18 protein-coding genes are annotated in these 18,563 nt (G+C 45.5%); 6 read left to right on the top strand and 12 right to left on the bottom strand.

Annotated elements, in window-relative coordinates; translation table 11 throughout:
• Window position 1 precedes the first annotated feature (1 nt).
• From G9U52_RS17320 to G9U52_RS17330, 3 genes are all read right to left on the bottom strand, one after another.
• A complete protein-coding gene (locus G9U52_RS17320) occupies window positions 2-1,342 on the bottom strand; it encodes a hemolysin family protein (RefSeq protein WP_166151751.1) in 1,341 nt (446 codons plus the stop codon).
• 42 nt (window positions 1,343-1,384) lie between these two features.
• Window positions 1,385-2,509 carry a radical SAM/CxCxxxxC motif protein YfkAB gene (yfkAB, locus tag G9U52_RS17325; protein WP_166151753.1) on the bottom strand — a complete coding sequence of 375 codons (1,125 nt, stop codon included), beginning with the start codon at window positions 2,507-2,509 and terminating at the stop codon, window positions 1,385-1,387.
• Window positions 2,510-2,688: 179 nt separating this feature from the next.
• Window positions 2,689-3,738 carry an HD-GYP domain-containing protein gene (locus G9U52_RS17330; RefSeq protein ID WP_311764883.1) on the bottom strand — a complete coding sequence of 350 codons (1,050 nt, stop codon included), beginning with the start codon at window positions 3,736-3,738 and terminating at the stop codon, window positions 2,689-2,691.
• A 363-nt stretch (window positions 3,739-4,101) separates the two neighbouring features.
• Here G9U52_RS17330 and G9U52_RS17335 point away from each other — a divergent pair, with 363 nt between their 5' ends.
• Window positions 4,102-4,926, top strand: coding sequence for an undecaprenyl-diphosphate phosphatase (locus G9U52_RS17335; protein WP_166151757.1), 825 nt, complete (start codon window positions 4,102-4,104; stop codon window positions 4,924-4,926).
• 131 nt (window positions 4,927-5,057) lie between these two features.
• The gene (locus G9U52_RS17340; RefSeq protein ID WP_166151759.1) at window positions 5,058-5,492 is read left to right on the top strand and encodes a PilZ domain-containing protein; all 435 of its coding nucleotides are present in this window, start codon (window positions 5,058-5,060) and stop codon (window positions 5,490-5,492) included.
• Here G9U52_RS17340 and G9U52_RS17345 read toward each other — a convergent pair.
• Complete coding sequence (locus tag G9U52_RS17345; RefSeq protein ID WP_166151761.1) at window positions 5,481-6,929, bottom strand: bifunctional metallophosphatase/5'-nucleotidase; 1,449 nt, start codon at window positions 6,927-6,929, stop codon at window positions 5,481-5,483. The two genes, G9U52_RS17340 and G9U52_RS17345, sit on opposite strands and share 12 nt — an antisense overlap.
• A 26-nt stretch (window positions 6,930-6,955) precedes the next feature.
• The gene (locus G9U52_RS17350; RefSeq protein ID WP_166151763.1) at window positions 6,956-7,417 is read right to left on the bottom strand and encodes a hypothetical protein; all 462 of its coding nucleotides are present in this window, start codon (window positions 7,415-7,417) and stop codon (window positions 6,956-6,958) included.
• Window positions 7,418-7,557: 140 nt separating this feature from the next.
• Here G9U52_RS17350 and G9U52_RS17355 point away from each other — a divergent pair, with 140 nt between their 5' ends.
• The 3 genes from G9U52_RS17355 (at window position 7,558) to G9U52_RS17365 (ending at window position 10,534) form a co-directional block, all read left to right on the top strand.
• Window positions 7,558-8,268 (top strand): molybdenum cofactor biosynthesis protein, encoded by a 711-nt coding sequence (locus G9U52_RS17355; protein WP_166151765.1) that lies wholly within the window; start codon window positions 7,558-7,560, stop codon window positions 8,266-8,268.
• Between the two features lie 7 nt (window positions 8,269-8,275).
• Window positions 8,276-9,337: a ThiF family adenylyltransferase gene (locus G9U52_RS17360; RefSeq protein WP_166151766.1), complete on the top strand. Its 1,062-nt coding sequence runs from the start codon at window positions 8,276-8,278 to the stop codon at window positions 9,335-9,337.
• Between the two features lie 132 nt (window positions 9,338-9,469).
• Complete coding sequence (locus G9U52_RS17365; RefSeq protein ID WP_311764884.1) at window positions 9,470-10,534, top strand: HD-GYP domain-containing protein; 1,065 nt, start codon at window positions 9,470-9,472, stop codon at window positions 10,532-10,534.
• A 68-nt stretch (window positions 10,535-10,602) separates the two neighbouring features.
• Here the strand turns inward: G9U52_RS17365 and G9U52_RS17370 are convergent, their stop codons facing one another.
• The 7 genes from G9U52_RS17370 to G9U52_RS17400 form a co-directional block, all read right to left on the bottom strand.
• Window positions 10,603-11,724, bottom strand: a complete 1,122-nt coding sequence (locus G9U52_RS17370; RefSeq protein ID WP_166151768.1) for a C40 family peptidase — start codon at window positions 11,722-11,724, stop codon at window positions 10,603-10,605.
• Between the two features lie 198 nt (window positions 11,725-11,922).
• Window positions 11,923-13,320, bottom strand: coding sequence for a Fe-S cluster assembly protein SufB (gene sufB, locus G9U52_RS17375; RefSeq protein ID WP_166151770.1), 1,398 nt, complete (start codon window positions 13,318-13,320; stop codon window positions 11,923-11,925).
• A gap of 128 nt (window positions 13,321-13,448) precedes the next feature.
• Window positions 13,449-13,877 (bottom strand): Fe-S cluster assembly sulfur transfer protein SufU, encoded by a 429-nt coding sequence (gene sufU / locus G9U52_RS17380; protein WP_166151772.1) that lies wholly within the window; start codon window positions 13,875-13,877, stop codon window positions 13,449-13,451.
• Entirely contained in the window at window positions 13,864-15,090 is a 1,227-nt protein-coding gene (locus tag G9U52_RS17385; RefSeq protein WP_166151774.1) for a cysteine desulfurase, read from the bottom strand. Before G9U52_RS17385 ends, sufU begins: the two co-directional genes overlap by 14 nt.
• Window positions 15,090-16,397, bottom strand: a complete 1,308-nt coding sequence (gene sufD, locus G9U52_RS17390) for a Fe-S cluster assembly protein SufD (RefSeq protein ID WP_166151776.1) — start codon at window positions 16,395-16,397, stop codon at window positions 15,090-15,092. Before sufD ends, G9U52_RS17385 begins: the two co-directional genes overlap by 1 nt.
• A 44-nt stretch (window positions 16,398-16,441) precedes the next feature.
• Window positions 16,442-17,275 (bottom strand): Fe-S cluster assembly ATPase SufC, encoded by an 834-nt coding sequence (gene sufC / locus G9U52_RS17395; RefSeq protein WP_166151778.1) that lies wholly within the window; start codon window positions 17,273-17,275, stop codon window positions 16,442-16,444.
• 170 nt (window positions 17,276-17,445) lie between these two features.
• Window positions 17,446-18,033: a DUF1802 family protein gene (locus tag G9U52_RS17400; protein WP_166151780.1), complete on the bottom strand. Its 588-nt coding sequence runs from the start codon at window positions 18,031-18,033 to the stop codon at window positions 17,446-17,448.
• A gap of 161 nt (window positions 18,034-18,194) precedes the next feature.
• Here G9U52_RS17400 and G9U52_RS17405 point away from each other — a divergent pair, with 161 nt between their 5' ends.
• The gene (locus G9U52_RS17405; RefSeq protein WP_166151782.1) at window positions 18,195-18,368 is read left to right on the top strand and encodes an asparagine synthase; all 174 of its coding nucleotides are present in this window, start codon (window positions 18,195-18,197) and stop codon (window positions 18,366-18,368) included.
• Window positions 18,369-18,563 lie beyond the last annotated feature (195 nt).

The following is an 18,563-nucleotide window of genomic DNA, read 5'->3' on the forward strand; positions in this document are numbered from 1 at the left end:
CCTAAGTAATAACAGGCTTGGCAGCTTCTGTATTTTTATAAATCATCACCCTCATAATCCGTAGCCTTCTAACCTCGGTGATTTCAAAAATAAAGTTTTCATACTCTAACTTCTTGCCCTTGGAGACCACCCCGTCCAGCTTCGTGAACAGCCAGCCGCCAATGGAATCCACTTCATCGTCTTCAATACCCAGTCCTAGCTTGTCATCCAATTCCTCAAGCAACACACGGCCATCGACCGAATAGCCATTGCCTTTTTTCTCGACGCTTGGGATTTCATTATCATCAAATTCATCGTGGATTTCGCCGACGATTTCCTCCAATATATCCTCTGCCGTCAAAATACCAGCGGTGCCTCCATACTCATCTACAACAATGACTAGCTGAGAATACTTTTTTTGCATGAGTTTTAATACATGGCTAATTTCCATCGATTCCGCCACCATCAATACTGGGCGAATGAAGTCCTGCAAGGAATGCACCTCGTCCGGATCTGCTGTCAACACGTCGGTAATATGGACAAAACCGATGATATTATCCTTGTCCTCACTAGCAACTGGATAACGAGTGTGCTTTGTTTTGTAAACAACTCTTAAATTCTCTTCGAAGGATAGCTCGGTAAACAAACAGTCCATATCTGTGCGCGGCAGCATGATCTCCCGCGCGACTCGATCCGAAAACTCGAAGATATTATCAAATAACGCAAGCTCGTCTTTATCAATATGGCCGCTTTTTGCGCTTTGATTCATTAATATGCGTATTTCTTCCTCCGTATGCGCAGCTTCATGCTCGGTTGCAGGCTTTATGCCAAACCAACTAAGCAAACGGTTCGCTGCACCATTGAGTACCCATATGACCGGAAAAAAGATTTTATGGAAAATCAGTAACGGTGCGGATGTCCATAGCGCCGTGCCTTCAGATCTTTGAATGGCAAGCGATTTGGGTGCCAATTCCCCTAATACGATATGTAAAAAGGTGATCACTGAAAATCCTATAAACACGGAAAGCGCGGATGAAAACCAGCTGTTATTCCAATTCAGCATGGCAAATAGCGGGTCTACAACAAGATGCGTAATGGCCGGTTCGCCGATCCAGCCTAAGCCCAGGGAAGCCAGCGTAATACCAAGCTGCGTTGCCGACAAATACGCATCGAGCTTTTTGGTAACCGTAAGCGCATATTTGGCTTTGACTACTCCTTCATTTTGCAATTGCTGAAGCTTAGTTTGACGTACCTTGACCAAAGCAAACTCCGATGCCACAAAAAATCCGTTCAACAATACAAGAAATAAGACCAAGGCTGCATTAAGAACGATAGAACCCCATTCAAAGCTTGTATGCTCCAAAGACTTCAAACTCCTTTTCTGCAAAATGATACTGCGAATTGCTTAAATCAAGGCCGCGCGCGTAGTAAAGTCCACTCCCTTATAATACGAATCCGCCACGAGCAGATTGGGCCCGCAGCAGCTTACGGCAGGACAATAGCAATTCACAGAGGCATGGAGCGGATGTGCCTCCCACCGCTCGAACACCTCTTGAAACTTATCTGTATGTATATTACCCAAAGATGGCACATCAGAAAAGTCCGTGACATAAACATCACCTGTGAATAAGTTCACATTCAACCGGTTACGCCCATCGGGATCATTGCGAACCGTAACGTTCGGTTCCATTCTTAGCCTCTGTAGCAGGCGCTGGCCTGCCTCATCTGTATTGCAAGCATAATAAGGCAAGGTGCCAAATAACATCCACAGATCGCGGTCTCGGCTGTCTAGCAGGCGGTGAATCGCATAGCTGTACTGATCCAAGGAAAGCCTGGGCAAATTTGCTGCAAATGAGCTTGGGTACATCGGATGGACCTCATGCCGCTGGCAGCCCATCTCGACAATCAGCCGATGAATATCGGCCAGCTTATCCAGCGTCAAATAATTAATCATCGACTCCGCCGAAATGAACATGCCGCCGCGGCTTAAAGCGATCGTGTTCTCCACCATGGTTTCATAAAGCTTGCCTGCGGCTTTATCAGATACCTGCCGTCCTGCACGGACAAAGCCCACCCGATGAAAGTCTTGAGCCGACGTATAATTAAAGGAGATATGCATCACATCCAAATAAGGCGCCATCATTTCATAACGGGCAATGGGCATCGTTAAATTGGAATTAAGCTGGGTATGGATTCCGCGCTCACGGGCATATTTAAGCACCGGAACGATATAATCACGGACGGATTGCTCGTGGTAACTGGGCTCTCCCCCGGTTATGGATATTGTTTCCAGATGCTCCACTTGGTCAAGCCTTTGCAAGATAGTGGCTACAGGAATGCGTGGGCCTTCCTTCATGGTTAAGGAATCCCCTACAGCGCAATGCTCGCAGCGCATGTTGCACAAATTGGTTACCGTTAATTCTACACTTGTTAATATGTGTTTTCCGTGCCTTTGCAAGGAGCGAATTGGATCCCATGGATCATTCTCGGGAGACATCGCCTGCAGCATGGAAGTAAGCTTAGTATTCATAATCTCGTTCACCTGACTCTTGAAGTATTTTACAGTCTATTGTAGCGTAAGCCTGCCAAAATTGAAACTGACCACAGCCAACTCAAAAAAACCCGTCAAAAACGGGCCCATGGTTTCAATCATCCTAACTGAATGCAGCAAGTATGACATTGCTGGGTTCAACTTGCCAGATTATACTATTACCCATTAACCGCGGTGATCATAACGGATAGCTTACTGGAAAGATCTACATCCGTTGGTGCGCTCAACTGCTTCCCTTCGGCTGATTGAAGAACACGTATTATTGGGCGTTGCGGAAAAATGGGGTTTAAGCTCACAACCGTACCCACCTCCCCTGTACTAAGGGTTACATTAATGCCCAGGGGATAGATGGCGATCTTATCGCGAAAGAGCTCAATTTTCTTCTTTTCAAATAAGCTCCCTGTTCCCGCATAAATAATTTCCATCGCTTGGTGGGGAAGCATCGCTTTTCGATAAACGCGGTGCGTCGTCATGGCATCGTAGGAATCGACAAGTCCAATCCACTTAGCATATTCATGGATATCTTCCCCGTGGATGCCTCTTGGATACCCGCTTCCGTTCAAGCGCTCATGGTGCTGGAACGCACAATGGGCAGACAGCAAAGGAATATTGGGCTCATCCTTAAGCAGCTTGAACCCGTATTCCGTATGCTTTTTCATACACGTATATTCGTCATCCGTCAGCTGTGCATTTTTGCGCAGAAGCTCGTAGGGAATCTGGGTTTTGCCGATATCATGCAGCAACGAACCAAGGCCCAGCGTCATTAATTCATTACGATTATACCCATGTGCCATACCTAGCACTGTTGAATAAATACATACATTTAATGAATGCTGGTATAAATAATCATCCATAACACTAATATTGGTCAACATAATCATCGCGTCTTTATGGCTACTCAAATCGTTGATAATCAGGTTCATAATTTCGCCAAATTTTTTGCCTATTTCGATAAATCCGGCAGTTTTATTTTTGATGGATCTGTCCATCATTTTACGGAAGGAATTACGAATTTCAGAGATCGCCTTATATCGGGTCTCCTCGCTCAGCAACTGGGGAATCTCAATATCTTCAGTTCTTGGGTCTGCGACATAAATAAAATCTACCCCATACTTGCCTAACCTATTAATTAGCGCCTGCGTCAATTCGACTCCTTCAGCCAGAAGTACAAGGCCTTCTTCGCTGTAAATCTTCCTCCCTAGCTTCATGCCGGGAAGTACTGTATGTATAGGCAGCAAACGCATAGGACAAACCACGTCTTCTTTCTACTGGGAAGTTAGTATATACGCCTAAATGTAATAGATTCCACATAAAAGAGCAATACACTTTTACAAAATTCGACACGAAAACAGGACTTTCACAAAAAAATAAGGCATCATGCACAGTTGGACTACCCTAAAAAGAAGCTGTTATGAATCTTTGCAACTAGAAGCTAGTTGTCCACATGCCTTTAAGCCTATAGGTAATCGGAATATATCGCAGCAAGCTTGCATATCCATCGATAATCTCATAAAATCGTTATGTCGGACATGCCTTATCCAGTTTATATACGATATAATAGGAGGCTTTATATGCTAAGTTTAAATTATTGGGTTGCTATTATTATGGGCATTATCGAGGGGCTTACTGAATTTCTGCCTGTATCCTCTACAGGGCATATGATTTTGGCACAATCCTTGCTAGGCATCTCTGAGGACGATAAAATCATGAAGATATTTGAAATCGTCATTCAGCTTGGTGCGATTATGGCCATTGTGGTCCTCTATTGGAAACGGATTCTACGGCTGTTTGGGTTAGCTAAAAGCCCGGGCCGCACCGGAAAACGCAAGCTGAATTTGATCCATATCCTTATCGGTATATTGCCAGCAGGAATAATAGGATTGCTGCTGAATGATATTGTAGACGAATATTTGTTTTCGCCACGCACAGTTATGATCAGCTTAGTTGTTGGGGGCATCCTGCTGATTATCGCAGAAAAAAGAACACCTAGAATAGAGGCTCGCGATCTTGATGACATTAGCTACAAGCAAGCTTTATACATAGGGCTGTACCAAATTCTGTCCGTCGTATTTCCTGGCTTTTCGCGCTCGGGAGCTACCATTGCAGGAGGCATGCTGTCCGGAGTAAGCCGCGGTGCTTCTGCTGACTTCACTTTTATTCTGGCCATACCGCTTATGTTCGCCGCTACGGGTTTATCCCTAGTGAAATCTTACCACATGTTTTCCACGGAGGTTATGGGATTTTTCATTGTTGGATTTATCGTGTCCTTCATTGTTGCCTTGCTTGCCGTCATGACCTTTATCAGGTTTGTACAAACAACATCCCTTACTTATTTTGCCTATTACCGTTTTATCGTCGCTGCGCTTTTCGCCATCTACTTTTTCGTTATTAAATAATGCTTATATGATTAAAAAACAACCTTACTTTTGTTATCAACGGAAGTAAGGTTGTTCTTTATCAATCACATCATATAACGTATAATTGTTGCAGACATCGAAAACGTCATACAGGTAAAAGGTTGATCCAAGTGACTAGTTACAATAAAAGGGAATATTTCAGATTATCTCTACAAATTCCACTTTCGGCTGAGCTTAAAATTATTGGCATTAATGAAGTGTCGGTTGAAACCAAATATGCGCAAATTGTCGTAGTTGATATTAGTGCTGGCGGGCTGCGTATTCATGCCAAGCTTGATTTGCCCTTACATATCGATTTATTGCTTGAATTCAAATTTTCTTTATTCGATAAACAAATGAAAATACTAGGCACAATAACTAGAAAATCGATGTATAGCCCGGAGCTGTATGAATATGGCATCCGCTTTTCTTTGGATGACCATACACATAGCCTATTGATTGGCAAGCTCAACTTGCTTCATATTCGCCTTAAACAAACCAAAGTGGTTTCAAGCTGCAGCTTTTGTTCCGAGGAAGAACTTGTTAAATTTTATTCAAATCCCTGATCTCTTAGATATCCATCGTTGGGCCACACTCGCTTCAATAGCTTCCGGCTTTTGGAGCTCCTCCCTGATGATGTCCCGAATGAAATTAGGCAAGAAATACTCAATCTCCCTGCCTTCGGACAAAGTAAGAAATCCAATCCCAAACGTGAACATATCTATCGTGCCTACTGTATACTCCTTTTCAAGGTCTAAGAGCTCATTGCCAATCCAGACCGCTTGAATCCTGCTATAAGCAGGTGCAGCAGGATCATATTCAACCCGCAAACCATCCAAGTTAAGCATCCCCAACACTTTTCCACGAAAACCAAACCCATACAGCGGCTTTTCCATAAATTCTTGCATACGAGATTCTTCCAATGCCTTCCAAATTTTCTCTCCACTCAGGAGCATTCGGCAAGAATTAATCGGCGAAGGGCAAATTTCCAGCAGTCTTCCTGCAGTTACAGCCCCCACCTCCAACCCCTCCAGCAATTGGCCTGCATTCACCAAAGCAAGCTCTGCTCCTGTCCACTTACGAATACCCGCGGCAAGCAAATTCCCGAGTGGCGACTCTTCATACCAATTCGCAGCAAGCGGCTGCTCCAAATAAGCGACCTGCTTCGCCAGCACTTGTGACGAGCTCGACCTGTATTGATGTACGAGATTAGCGATATGCTCATCTTCGGGATAAGTGGAGGTCTTGCGAATACTAGCATGGACCTTCGTTCTTTTATGGGTTGAGGCATCCAATTCGATATCGACGATGCCAAAATATTGGCCATATTTGCCCGCCGCACAAATGAAGGTATCTCCAATTTGCATAGGCTCCTCTAAAAGATGGTGGGTATGGCCGCCCAAGATGAGATCAATGCCTTGGATTTCATCAGCCATCCGTTGATCATTGCGCAACCCAATATGGGAAAGCACTACAATCAGGTCTACACGTGGGCGCAGCATGCGAACCAGGTCAGCCGTTATCGACACAGGCTCCTGGATATCCCAGCCCAATAATTGATAAAAGTCGGGAAAATAAGCGGTGACACCAATCAGTCCGATGCTAATTCCGCCTTTGTTTATAATGTGATAAGGCATGCCCCACTCCGGAAAATCTCCGCTTGCTGCATCTAGAAGATTGCTGCACAGCACCTTGAATTTCGCTTGTGAGCCATACAGCTTGGTGAGCGTTTCTTGAGACAGCGTTAAACCCTCATTATTGCCAATTGTGATCGCGTCATAGCCCGTTTCGTTCATAATTTCTAAATTGGCTTCGCCGCTGCTGCCCTCCGTCTCTGTCCGTACCCGGTCCATGTGGTCGCCAATATCAAGTGTAAGCGTATGCTCTTCACCTGCGGATGCACGCAGCTCCTTAAAGGCAGCCGCAATGCTCGGCATTTGTTCAAAATGGCTGTGAATATCATTCGAGTGCAGTATTCTCAGCCGCAGTGTTGGTGAATCCATATTGGCCACCTTCCTCCCACATTTGCTTACTTACTAAATTTAAGATCTTCCAAAGCTATATGATTTTTGAAGCCATAGGTTGCTTCCTTATGTATTTCATTGTAGGAAAACCGGATTTGGACTACGCTTTTCACATTTAAACACTCGCTGCTGCCATTCGGTACATACAGACGGATCGGGAACCCTTTGACAAGCGGTTTGCCCTCTTGTTTGAACAGGAACACAGCCTCACCAAGCTCATCCCATGGAATCGTTGCTTGAAACTCATCCGCCGCTTCAACGGTTAGCTGTGAAGGCTCACGGTCTGCCCGTTCCTGCGGCGGTAGCTGCTTCTGCCAAGCTCGATACCATTCCTGCAGCTCGAAGGCCTCGCCTTCAATTTCCGGCACTCGATCTGCCAAGGACACCACACGCGGTGCCATGGCTGTTAATTGCTCAATTGTAAATTCAGCCTGACCACTCATCTGGTCGTTAACGCGAATTCTCATAAGCTACCTCCATTATCCTGCGGGTTCGTAAAAAAACTAACAACGTCTATTATACCATTATCCAAGTCAAATATGGTATGCTGTATTCATTATGTAACATTACTGGACTTCTAAAACAAGCAAGCAATGGAGCGATGTTCATGAAACTGCAAATTTACGTTTTTGCCGGTATAGCCGAGCATATACAAGGGCCGGTCATCCATTTGGAATGGAAGCAGCAAGCCCCTTTAACCCCCGTTTTATTAAAGCAGCATTTAATGGAGCGATACCCGCAGGCGGCAGCACTATGGCCACAAGCTTTTATAGCCATTAACCAAAGCTATGCCGAGGATAACCAAATTATCGTCGAAGGGGATGAAATTGCCATTATCCCTCCTGTATCTGGCGGTCAGGTCCAGCTGGTCGAGATTACCCAGCAGCCCATCTCCATAGAGGCAGTTACCGCCAAGGTGCTGCATCCCAACCATGGAGCAACCCTAACCTTTATCGGGACCACACGGGAATGGACGCATGGTAAGCGAACGACAAGGCTTGAGTACGAGGCTTATGAGCCGATGGCAGTTAAGACCATGCTTACGATCGTGGAACAGATCAGCGCGAGCTTTGAAGGCACCCTATGCGCGATTACCCACCGCTTGGGTGTTGTGGCTGTTGGCGAATGCAGCGTCGTGATCGCTGTATCCGCTCCTCATCGGGATGCCGCCTATGAGGCCAGCCGCTATGCGATTGAACGCCTGAAGCAAATGGTTCCCATTTGGAAAAAAGAAATATGGGAGGATGGCTCGGAATGGAAGGGCCATCAGCAAGGCCCCTGGAATCCGCTGGCCAACCCCATGCCAGAAAGGAGCTGATCCGCAGATGGATCCTATCGAATCTACCATAGAAACAGCCCCCTCTGGGCGTTATTCCCGCCAGCTTTTATTTGCCCCAATCGGAGAGCAAGGGCAAAGCAAGCTTGGAGACGCCCGTGTTGCCATCGTAGGCATGGGCGCGCTTGGTACCGTCCTGGCCAATCATATGGCTCGTGCTGGCGTTGGCTTCCTCCGCTTGATCGACCGTGATTTTGTCGAAGCCAGCAATCTGCAGCGCCAGATGCTCTATGATGAGGCTGATGCGGCTTCATCAGAGCCTAAAGCGATAGCTGCAGCAAAAAGGCTGCAGCAAGCCAACTCACAAATTACGATTGAACCCGTTGTTACCGACCTTAATGCGATCAATGCAGAGGCATTGCTGTCTGATGTCGGGCTCATTCTCGACGGAACGGACAATTTCAGTGTCCGTTTTCTAATTAATGATGTGAGCGCCAAACACTCGATCCCTTGGATTTATGGAGGAGCTGTAAGCTCACGGGGTGTATCATTGACGATTATTCCCGGCGTAACCCCTTGCTTACGCTGTATATTTGGGCAAGCTCCAGCCCAAGGAACCGCTGAGACCTGCGATACGGCAGGCGTAATCGGTCCCATCATCCATACGGTCGCCTCCCACCAGTCCACCGAAGCGTTTAAACTGCTTGTAGGTGCCACTGAACAACTGAACCGTAAAATGGTCCATTGGGATCTATGGTACAACCAGCATGCCGCTGTGGACGTCAGCAAAGCCCGCAAAGCCGATTGCCCTGCTTGTGCCATGGAGCGTTATGAATACTTGGAGCAGGATTTGGCCGAGGATACGATGCAGTCCTTGTGTGGGCGAAATTCCGTCCAAATTCAACCATTGCACCCCGGCTCCTTTGACTTGGTGGAATGGGCAGATAAATGGCGCCCGTTAGGTGCGGTCGAGCTTAACCCTTTCCTGCTGAAGCTCCAGGTTTCGGAAGTAATAACACTAGTCTTATTCCCGGATGGTCGTATCCTGGTGCAAGGTACGAATGATCCCGTGCAAGCCAAGAGCCTGTATAGCCGTTATATTGGCATGTAAATTACTAATTATTTAGATTAATTATTAGGTTTATGGTCCCTTGTGCTTATTGTCAGTGACGACTTCCTTTGTTACTATACGCGTATATTCAAAAATGAATAGCTGCAAACATTCATCAAATTATAGCTTGAGGTGATCTTCTTGAGAATTTCGGTCATGGATTTACAGGTTGGAGATCGCACGAGCTTAGATGTATTTAATAAAAATGGTGTTCTTATTGTTGCTGCGCATACAGCCCTAAATGCATCGGACATCAATAAGCTGAACCTGCACCAAATCGATGATGTAGACCTGATGATTAGATTTGATGGCTTTACTGAAGAGGCGCAAAAACCTCTGAATATTTCACAGGATGAAGTTACGCAACAAATTAAAGCTTACGGTGAAGCGGTTGATGGCATTAAATATTTATTTGAAAGCAGTAGCAAAACCGGCAAGCTTGATGATGCCCAAGTCAATGAGAGCTTTGCCCCCCTCTCAAACCAGTTTGTTCAGGAAAAGGACGTAGTAGCGCTGCTGCTAAACTTAACCAACCAAAATGATTACACCTATCAGCATAGTGTACAGGTTGGGATGATCTCCTATTATATCGCCAAATGGCTGGGGCAAACCAACGAGAGAGCCATTATCGCGGGTAAAGCCGGATACCTTCATGACATTGGCAAATGCCGGATTGACCCCGAGATTCTTAATAAACCTGGGCGGTTAACCGATGAGGAATTTGAAGAGGTCAAGAAGCACACGCTCCATGGCTATCAGCTGATTAAAGATTCAAAGATGAGCGAAGCTTTAGCCCAAGCAGCTTTACAGCATCATGAACGATATGATGGCTCCGGTTATCCCTACCAAATCAAAGAAGCGAAAATCCAGCCGCTTTCCAAAATTGTTGCGGTTGCTGATATTTACAGCGCGATGATTTCATCGAGGGTTTACCAGGAAAAGAAAGATCTGTTATTTGTACTCAGGGAGTTATACCTCATGAGCTTCGGCAAGATTGACCCTAAAATCACACAAGTTTTCATACGTAATATGATTCCTAATTTTATAGGCAAACGTGTGTTGCTGACTTCAGGTGAAATCGGTTACATTATCTTGACGCATCCCAATGACTTTTTCAAACCTCTGGTACAAATTGATGACTATTTTATCAACTTGGCTGAGCATCCAGAATTGGAGATTGAAGAGGTTTACGTATAAACCACGCCAAGCATGTATTTGTACATAGGTAAATGAGCCTCCCCTTAGGGGAGGGCTCGTTTATTTTTTCAATAGACATTTCTTCTGGCCTTTAAAAACGTTTTTTTCCAATAAGGCTTGTTGATATTCGTGATTTGAACGCCATTGGCAGGCTCGGGTGACGAATGGATCATACGGGAATTCCCCATGTAAATACCAACATGTCCTACTGTTTTATTCGTCCGAAAACGACCAGGCACATAAAAAAACATTAAATCTCCCTTACGGAGCTGGTTTCTGCTGACGGTTGCGCCTTTTGTAGATTGCGCTCGAGCCGTTCGTCCTAATGGGATGCCATATCTGCCATAAATGTACCGGGTAAAGGTGGAACAATCGAATTTATTGGATTGTGGATAGGGCGGGGCTCCAAATAAATATTTGACGCCCATATATCTTTTCGCTTTGCTGATCAGTTGGTTAATGTCGATGTTTTTTAACGTTGCTGCCGGAACGCTTAGGCTCTCCCCTGTAGCTGCTAAGGTAGTGGCGTTAGTGATCCCATTACCATCGCCGTATACAACTGATGCCATAGTTTCTACGATATCCTCCCCCTCTTCTGCCGCTGGCTCCTCTCCTTTAAATGGGTCCTCAGGGTCATCCACAAAATCATATTCCCCTCCCGTATTAGGCTCTTCAGGGTCGTTTATAGAACCTACTGCGATGTCCAAGTTTGGATAAATTTTCACTTCATTCTCCTTGGTTTCAAAGCTCATATAGGCTGAAAATAAGGGCTCCAGTGCTGAGACAGGAATATAAAACAGCGATTGATACAATAGGGGTGCTTGTGCCAAGCTTATCGTTTCCTCGTCCACTATGGCTTCTGTACTACCAGCCTTTAGCTCATAAGCCGCATCCAAATCACCTATTTGGTAAGTTAAACGATTCGCTTCCCACTTCGTATTTAGCTGCAAAATCTTTGCAATCCCATCCCCAGAGACGTAAGAGACATTCTCAATCTTTACAATAGGGACATTTGCCGTTTGATCCTCATTAAGTACAGTAACATTACCCGTTCCCTTTCCATCCCCTGCTGCAAGTGTATGGGGGTGGCCCTTCGATTGCTGCTGTATGCCTCTAGGGTTACAGCCCACCGTAGATACTGCCAGCACCGCTGCTATACAAAGAGTTCCACACTTGACTGGAAGCTTCATCGCCTTCACTCCTTTTTCTCATCTTCAATCCTGCTCTTAGCATGAGAAATTAGACCGGCTATTATGCATTCTTGTACAAAACAGGCATACCACGTGCTAAATGGCTTAATAAGAAGGTGCAAAAAAATACGTGTCCGAGAGACTCGAACACGCAAGTGTGGAAGTCATAACGAACACGTATTTTACCTGGTACTAAGCTTAACCGATACTGCCTTCCATTTCGAACTTGATCAAACGATTCATTTCCACTGCATATTCCATTGGCAGCTCCTTGGTGAACGGTTCAATAAAGCCCATAACGATCATTTGCGTAGCTTCTGCATCGGTCAACCCGCGGCTCATCAAATAGAACAATTGATCCTCGGATACCTTGGAAACGGTAGCTTCATGCTCCAGTGTAATATTATCATTCATAATTTCGTTATAAGGAATAGTATCGGAAGTGGACTCTTTATCCATAATCAACGTATCGCATTTAATGTTGGCCTTGGAGCCTTGCGAATTGCGTCCGAATGATGCTAAGCCGCGGTAGGTTACTTTGCCGCCGTGCTTGCTGATCGATTTGGATACAATGGTCGATGTTGTGTCCGGTGCCAAATGCGTCATCTTAGCGCCTGCATCCTGGTGCTGTCCGCGTCCAGCAACGGCGATGGATAGTACCATACCTTTAGCGCCGCGACCCTTAAGAACGACAGCTGGGTACTTCATTGTTAATTTGGAGCCGATGTTGCCATCTACCCATTCCATCGTTGCATTTTCTTCAGCAACCGCACGTTTGGTAACCAGGTTATAAATGTTCGGTGCCCAGTTTTGGATCGTTGTGTAACGAGCACGCGAGTTTTTCTTGCAAATAATTTCGACTACCGCACTATGAAGGGAGTTCGTGCTATAGATCGGAGCTGTACATCCTTCTACATAATGAACAAAGCTATCCTCGTCCGTGATGATCAACGTACGTTCGAATTGGCCCATGTTCTCGGAGTTGATACGGAAGTAAGCTTGAAGAGGGCTATCCACCTTCACACCCTTAGGTACATAGATGAAGCTGCCACCCGACCATACCGCACTGTTTAGCGCAGCGAATTTGTTATCGCTCGGAGGAATGATCGTACCGAAATGCTCTTTGAAAATTTCTGGATGATCACGAAGTGCTGTATCGGTATCTGTAAAAATAACACCTTGGTCTTCAAGGTCTTTTTGCATGCTGTGGTAAACCACTTCGGATTCATACTGAGCGGAAACACCAGCCAAATACTTTTGCTCGGCCTCAGGAATACCAAGCTTGTCAAAGGTTTCTTTAATTTCTGTAGGAACCTCTTCCCATGTTTTACCTTGCTTCTCAGAAGGCTTCACATAGTACTGGATTTCTTCGAAATTTAAATCGTCCATATTCCCGCCCCAACGAGGCATCGGCATTTTCAGAAATTGCTCATAGGATTTCAGACGGAAATCCGTCATCCAGCCTGGCTCGCTCTTCATTGTGGAAATTTCAATAATTAACTCCCGTGTCAACCCTTTGCCACTTTTGAAAATGGATTCGTGGTCATCACGGAATCCAAATTGATATGCTTCCATTTCGGGCATTTGTTTTGCCATGATAGTAAACCTCCTTAGAGTTTTGTAGAAAACTTACTTCGTAAGCCTCTGCCTTAGAGTTTTCACAGAAAACTTGCTTCGTAAGTATCTGCAATTTAGTTCTCATCTTACATATATTCTATTCAGCATTATTCTTGCTGCTGCGACTTGGCGACTCCCTTGCGTAAAGCATTCCAGCCTAAAGTTGCACATTTTATGCGGGCTGGAAATTTGTTGACTCCGGAAAGTGCATCGATATCCTCGTATTCGAATTCGATGGGCTCGCCCTTCATCAGCTTGGAGAACTGCTCCGCCATCTCTAGCGCTTCCTCAACGGTCTTGCCCTTTACGGCAGCCGTCATCATCGAAGCCGAGGCAAGGCTGATTGAGCAGCCTTCGCCTACGAATTTGGCAGCCTTGATTCGGTTTTCCTCAATCTGTAGCTGCAGCTGTATTTTATCGCCGCAGGTCGGATTGTTAAGGTCGATCGTGACCGCTTCCTCTTCAAAGGTGCCGCGATTTCGTGGTGTCTTATAATGATCCATAATTACTCTGCGGTACAAATCATCCAATTGCATGGCCGAAATACTCCTTTGTTTTGAGAAGCGAAGCGACCAAGCGGTCAACATCGTCTTCCGTATTATAAAGGTAAAAGCTGGCACGCGCCGTTGATGACACCTGTAGCCAACGCATTAAAGGCTGGCAGCAATGATGCCCTGCACGTATGGCAATACCCTCTGAGTCGAGTACAGTAGCCACATCATGGGGATGTACATCACCAAGGTTAAAGGTGACTAGCCCTGCACGTTCGTTGCGTGGTCCGTAAATCGTCAAGCCCTCGATCTCACTCAAGCGTTCTACTGCATAAGCGGCAAGCTGCTTCTCATGACGGTCAATTTCATCCAGCCCGATGCTTTCAAGAAAATCAATCGCTGCGCCAAGCCCAACAGCGCCAGCAATGATGGGGGTTCCACCCTCGAACTTCCAAGGAAGATCCTTCCATGTTGATTCATATAGATCCACATGGTCAATCATTTCGCCGCCAAATTCGATGGGCTCCATGTTCTCTAACAATGCCCTTTTCCCATACAGGGCACCAATGCCGGTAGGTCCGCACATTTTGTGCCCAGAGAATGCATAGAAATCGCAATCCAGGTCTTGGACATCCACTTTCAGATGTGGTGTGCTTTGGGCGCCATCAACAACCATCTTGGCACCATGGCGGTGGGCGATTGCCGCAATGGCTTTAACCGGATTCACTACCCCAAGCACGTTGGACACATAAGTGATAGCTACAATCTTGGTTCGGTCGGTTATAGTATCTTCCACATCCTGAAGAAGAATCGAGCCATCCTCTTGAAGTGGAATATATTTCAACACGGCACCGGTTGCTTTGGCAACCTGCTGCCATGGAATCAGATTGCTATGGTGCTCCATAGGAGTAATGACAATCTCGTCACCCTCTTTACAAACAGCACGTGCGTAGCCTGAAGCTACCATATTAAGCCCTGTTGTTGTCCCACGGGTAAAAATAATTTCTTCCACGGAATTGGCGTTAATAAATTTGGCAACCTTTTCCCGTGCGCCTTCATAAGCGTCAGTGGCACGCGAGCCCAAGGTATGGACACCGCGATGGACATTGGAGTTATCCCATTCATAATAATGCTTGATGGCCTCGATAACGGACACAGGCTTCTGCGACGTAGCAGCCGAATCCAGATACACCAAAGGATGGCCGTTGATTTCCTGATGAAGAATGGGAAAAAGCTGGCGGATCTCTTTGCTGTTCATTATTGTCCCAGCTTCCTTTCAACGAAGCGTTGCAGCTGCTCTTGGATCTTCTTCATTGGAATCACAGATACAACAGGTGCCAAGAAGCCATAAATGACTAAGCGCTGTGCTTCTGCCTTCGTAATGCCACGAGACATCAAATAGTGGATTTGGTCAGGATTGACTTGGCCCACGCTTGCAGCATGTCCAGCCTTCACATCATCCTCATCGATAAGCAAAATCGGGTTCGCGTCGCCGCGGGCTTTAGGGCTCAGCATTAGCACTTTCTCGGTTTGCTGCCCGTTAGCTCCAGTAGCGCCCTTCTCGATCTTCGTAATTCCGTTAATAATCGCTGTTGATGCATCACGCAAAACAGCACGAGTAATCATATCACTACTAGAGCTTCTGCCAAAATGAACCGCTCGGGTTGTTACATTCAGCTTCTGCTCGTTGGTACCTACGCAAATGATTTTGGCATCCGATGTCGATCCGTTACCCTTCAATAGGGAAGTCGTATCCGACATCACGTTGCCGTAATTCATCTCGCCAATAACCCAGTTCATGGTGGCATCCTGTTCAACACTTGCCCGGCGATAGCTTAAGTCTACTACGGATTCGTCCAGATTGTGGACGGAAGCGTAGTTAACAACAGCACCTGGCTTTAGAACGACTTCAACAATACCGTTCTGTACAAGGTGGTTTAAATCCCCATGGGAAGCGTAATTATCAACATAAGTAACGGAAGAATGGGACTCAGCAACAATCAGTACATGCGGTGAGAAGCAGGCTTCGGCGTCATCCGTTAAAAACAATGCCTGCAATGGAAGCTCTACATGGACGTTTTTGGGTACATATAAAAATACGCCGCCGCTCCATAATGCCGTATGCAAGGCTGTCAGCCTATTCTCTTCTTTACCCACTACCGTCATAAAATAAGCTTTTACCAACTCTGGGTGGCTAATTAGAGCCGCTTCGAGGCTTGTAAAAATAACGCCTTGTTTGGCAAGCTCCTCAGAGGAGCTTTGGAAAACGATACTAGAATTTTTTTGTACGATCAGGTTTTTCTGTTCGCCTTCATCCTGCAGCAGCGCCTTTGTGAATTCAGGTAGCTGGTCAAGTGATGTAAGCACCGATTCCACTTTATGTGTGCCGTAGGAACGAAGCGGCCAACGGTCGATTCTTGTTTTTTCAAGCACGGGTAAATCCAACGATCCTGCCAATTCAAGCGCTTCTGCACGTATATTGGTCATCCACTCAGGTTCTTGTCTCGATTGGGACAGCTCCACGATGGCTTGGCGATCGATGGGAAGAATGGCTTGTGTAGTCATGTATTATCCTCCTGTACGATTATCGCTTTGTTTAGGTTTGTTTATTAATTATATTTTGGAGCTGTTGTATGCATCGGTACTTTGAACTCTTCTTCTTTTCCGCCAACCGTTTCGTCATCGATTCCGAGTTCTTCCTTAATCCAATCATAGCCTTCTGCTTCCAAGCGCTCAGCCAATTCAGGACCACCCGATTTAACAATACGGCCTTGCATCATAACATGTACAAAATCCGGCTTTACATAGTTCAGTAAACGCTGGTAATGGGTAATAATCAAGAAGCTGCGGTCTTCTGAACGCATCGCATTAACACCTGCCGCTACTATACGTAGTGCATCTATATCCAAACCGGAGTCGATTTCATCCAAAATGACGACACTCGGTTCCAACAACAGCATTTGCAAAATTTCATTACGCTTCTTCTCACCACCAGAGAAGCCTTCATTTAAATATCGGTGCATGAACTCAGGGTTCATTTCCAGCTCTTTCATTTTGGCTTCCATTTGACGGATAAAACGGATCAAAGATATTTCGCTGCCTTCTTCGCGGCGGGCATTAATCGCACTGCGCAAGAAATCGGCATTCGTTACTCCCGTTATTTCGCTCGGGTATTGCATGGCTAGGAAGATACCAGCGCGGGCTCTTTCATCAACAGCCATGTCGAGTACGTCTGCACCGTTCAAAGTCATCGTTCCGCCACTTACTTCATATTTAGGATGGCCCATAACGGTAGCAGCTAATGTGCTTTTTCCAGTTCCGTTAGGTCCCATGATTGCATGGATTTCTCCACCCTTCATGGTCAAGCTTAACCCTTTTAAAATTTCCTTGCCTTCGACAGTAGCTTTTAAACCGTCTATAATGAATTCCGTTGTATTCGCCATGATCTTTTTTCCTCCATATTTGTAAAGTGTATATTTAGAATGATCATTCTTATCTAATAATCATTATAAACTGATTCTCAATGATTCTCAATGGTGTAACAGTCAAGTTCTTGAAAAAGACATGAAAACCCGCTATATATCAGGCTTTAAAAATATTCAACAATTGGCAATCATGATCCTTTTAATGCTCTTTTCACTTCATTGACAGCCTCTTCAAAAGCTTCATCCGTCAGCACAGGTCTCAAATTCGCTTTGTTGAGCGCGCCATAATCCAGTGGAATCCAAGATTTACAGCCTATGTAAGACGGGATAATCGGCAGGTGCAAAGGCTCCAGCAATTCATATACACGCAGCAGCATCACATGGAGCGGCTTCGATTTTTTCCACTTTAATCTTTCCTCAGCAAATGTGTCTGTCCATATATGCAACCCACCTAGCTTGTCCAATTGCTCCTGGTCTTGAATTAGTATGTCTTCCACAAGCTCTGCGTAACAACGAATTGGCACTTCCGTATCTTGGAGGCTCCAGCCTTCCAAGGTTACATCTAGCTGGTCTTGGCTTTCCGGCTTAATCCATTGCTTTTTCTGGTGCTCATAGGTTGGATATAAGTAGAAGCTTTCGCTTTCGATCTGGAAGTCCCTGGTTTCTTCACGAATTCCGCCCTTACGCATAATTAGAATTTGCTTGCCTTCAAATAATGCATCAATAGCAACAGCCCATTCCTTAAGTGCAACTGGTTGTGAATGTGCCTCCGTCATTGGTCTCTCCCCTTCTTTGTATTGAGTATCGAAGCCAGTTACAATTCCTAATACTCCATTATAAGTTTCCAGCCCCTAACAATGCAACTGTTGGCAGGCATAAAAAAAAGCATTTTACCTCAACCTAGGTAGGCAAGTGATAACTTGAAGGAGGATGAATCATGCGAGAAGGACTAATCCCTACGGTTTTAGGTACTGCTGTTACAGCATCGGGCGTAGCGCTGCGCAGGAAATACCCTATGGCTGCTACAGCGCTAACAGGCTTCGGTGTGGCACATGTTGTGTTAGGCGCAATCAATCTTACCCAGAATCGCGGCCGCAGCAGATTTTTTTAAAATGAGCCGTTCAGTGATTTTAACTTTTAACAACTATTTATGAGCATGTCAAAGAACCGTCCAGGATGTGAACTGCACCCCAATTGTTAGACATCATCTAACAGTTGGAGGTGCAGTTTTTTAATGGCTAAGTATACTTCAGATGAAAAATTATCAGCTGTTCAACGTTATTTAAGCAATTCTGAGAGTTATGCA

This window comes from Paenibacillus agricola, assembly GCF_011440305.1.
Lineage (GTDB): Bacteria > Bacillota > Bacilli > Paenibacillales > NBRC-103111 > Paenibacillus_S > Paenibacillus_S agricola.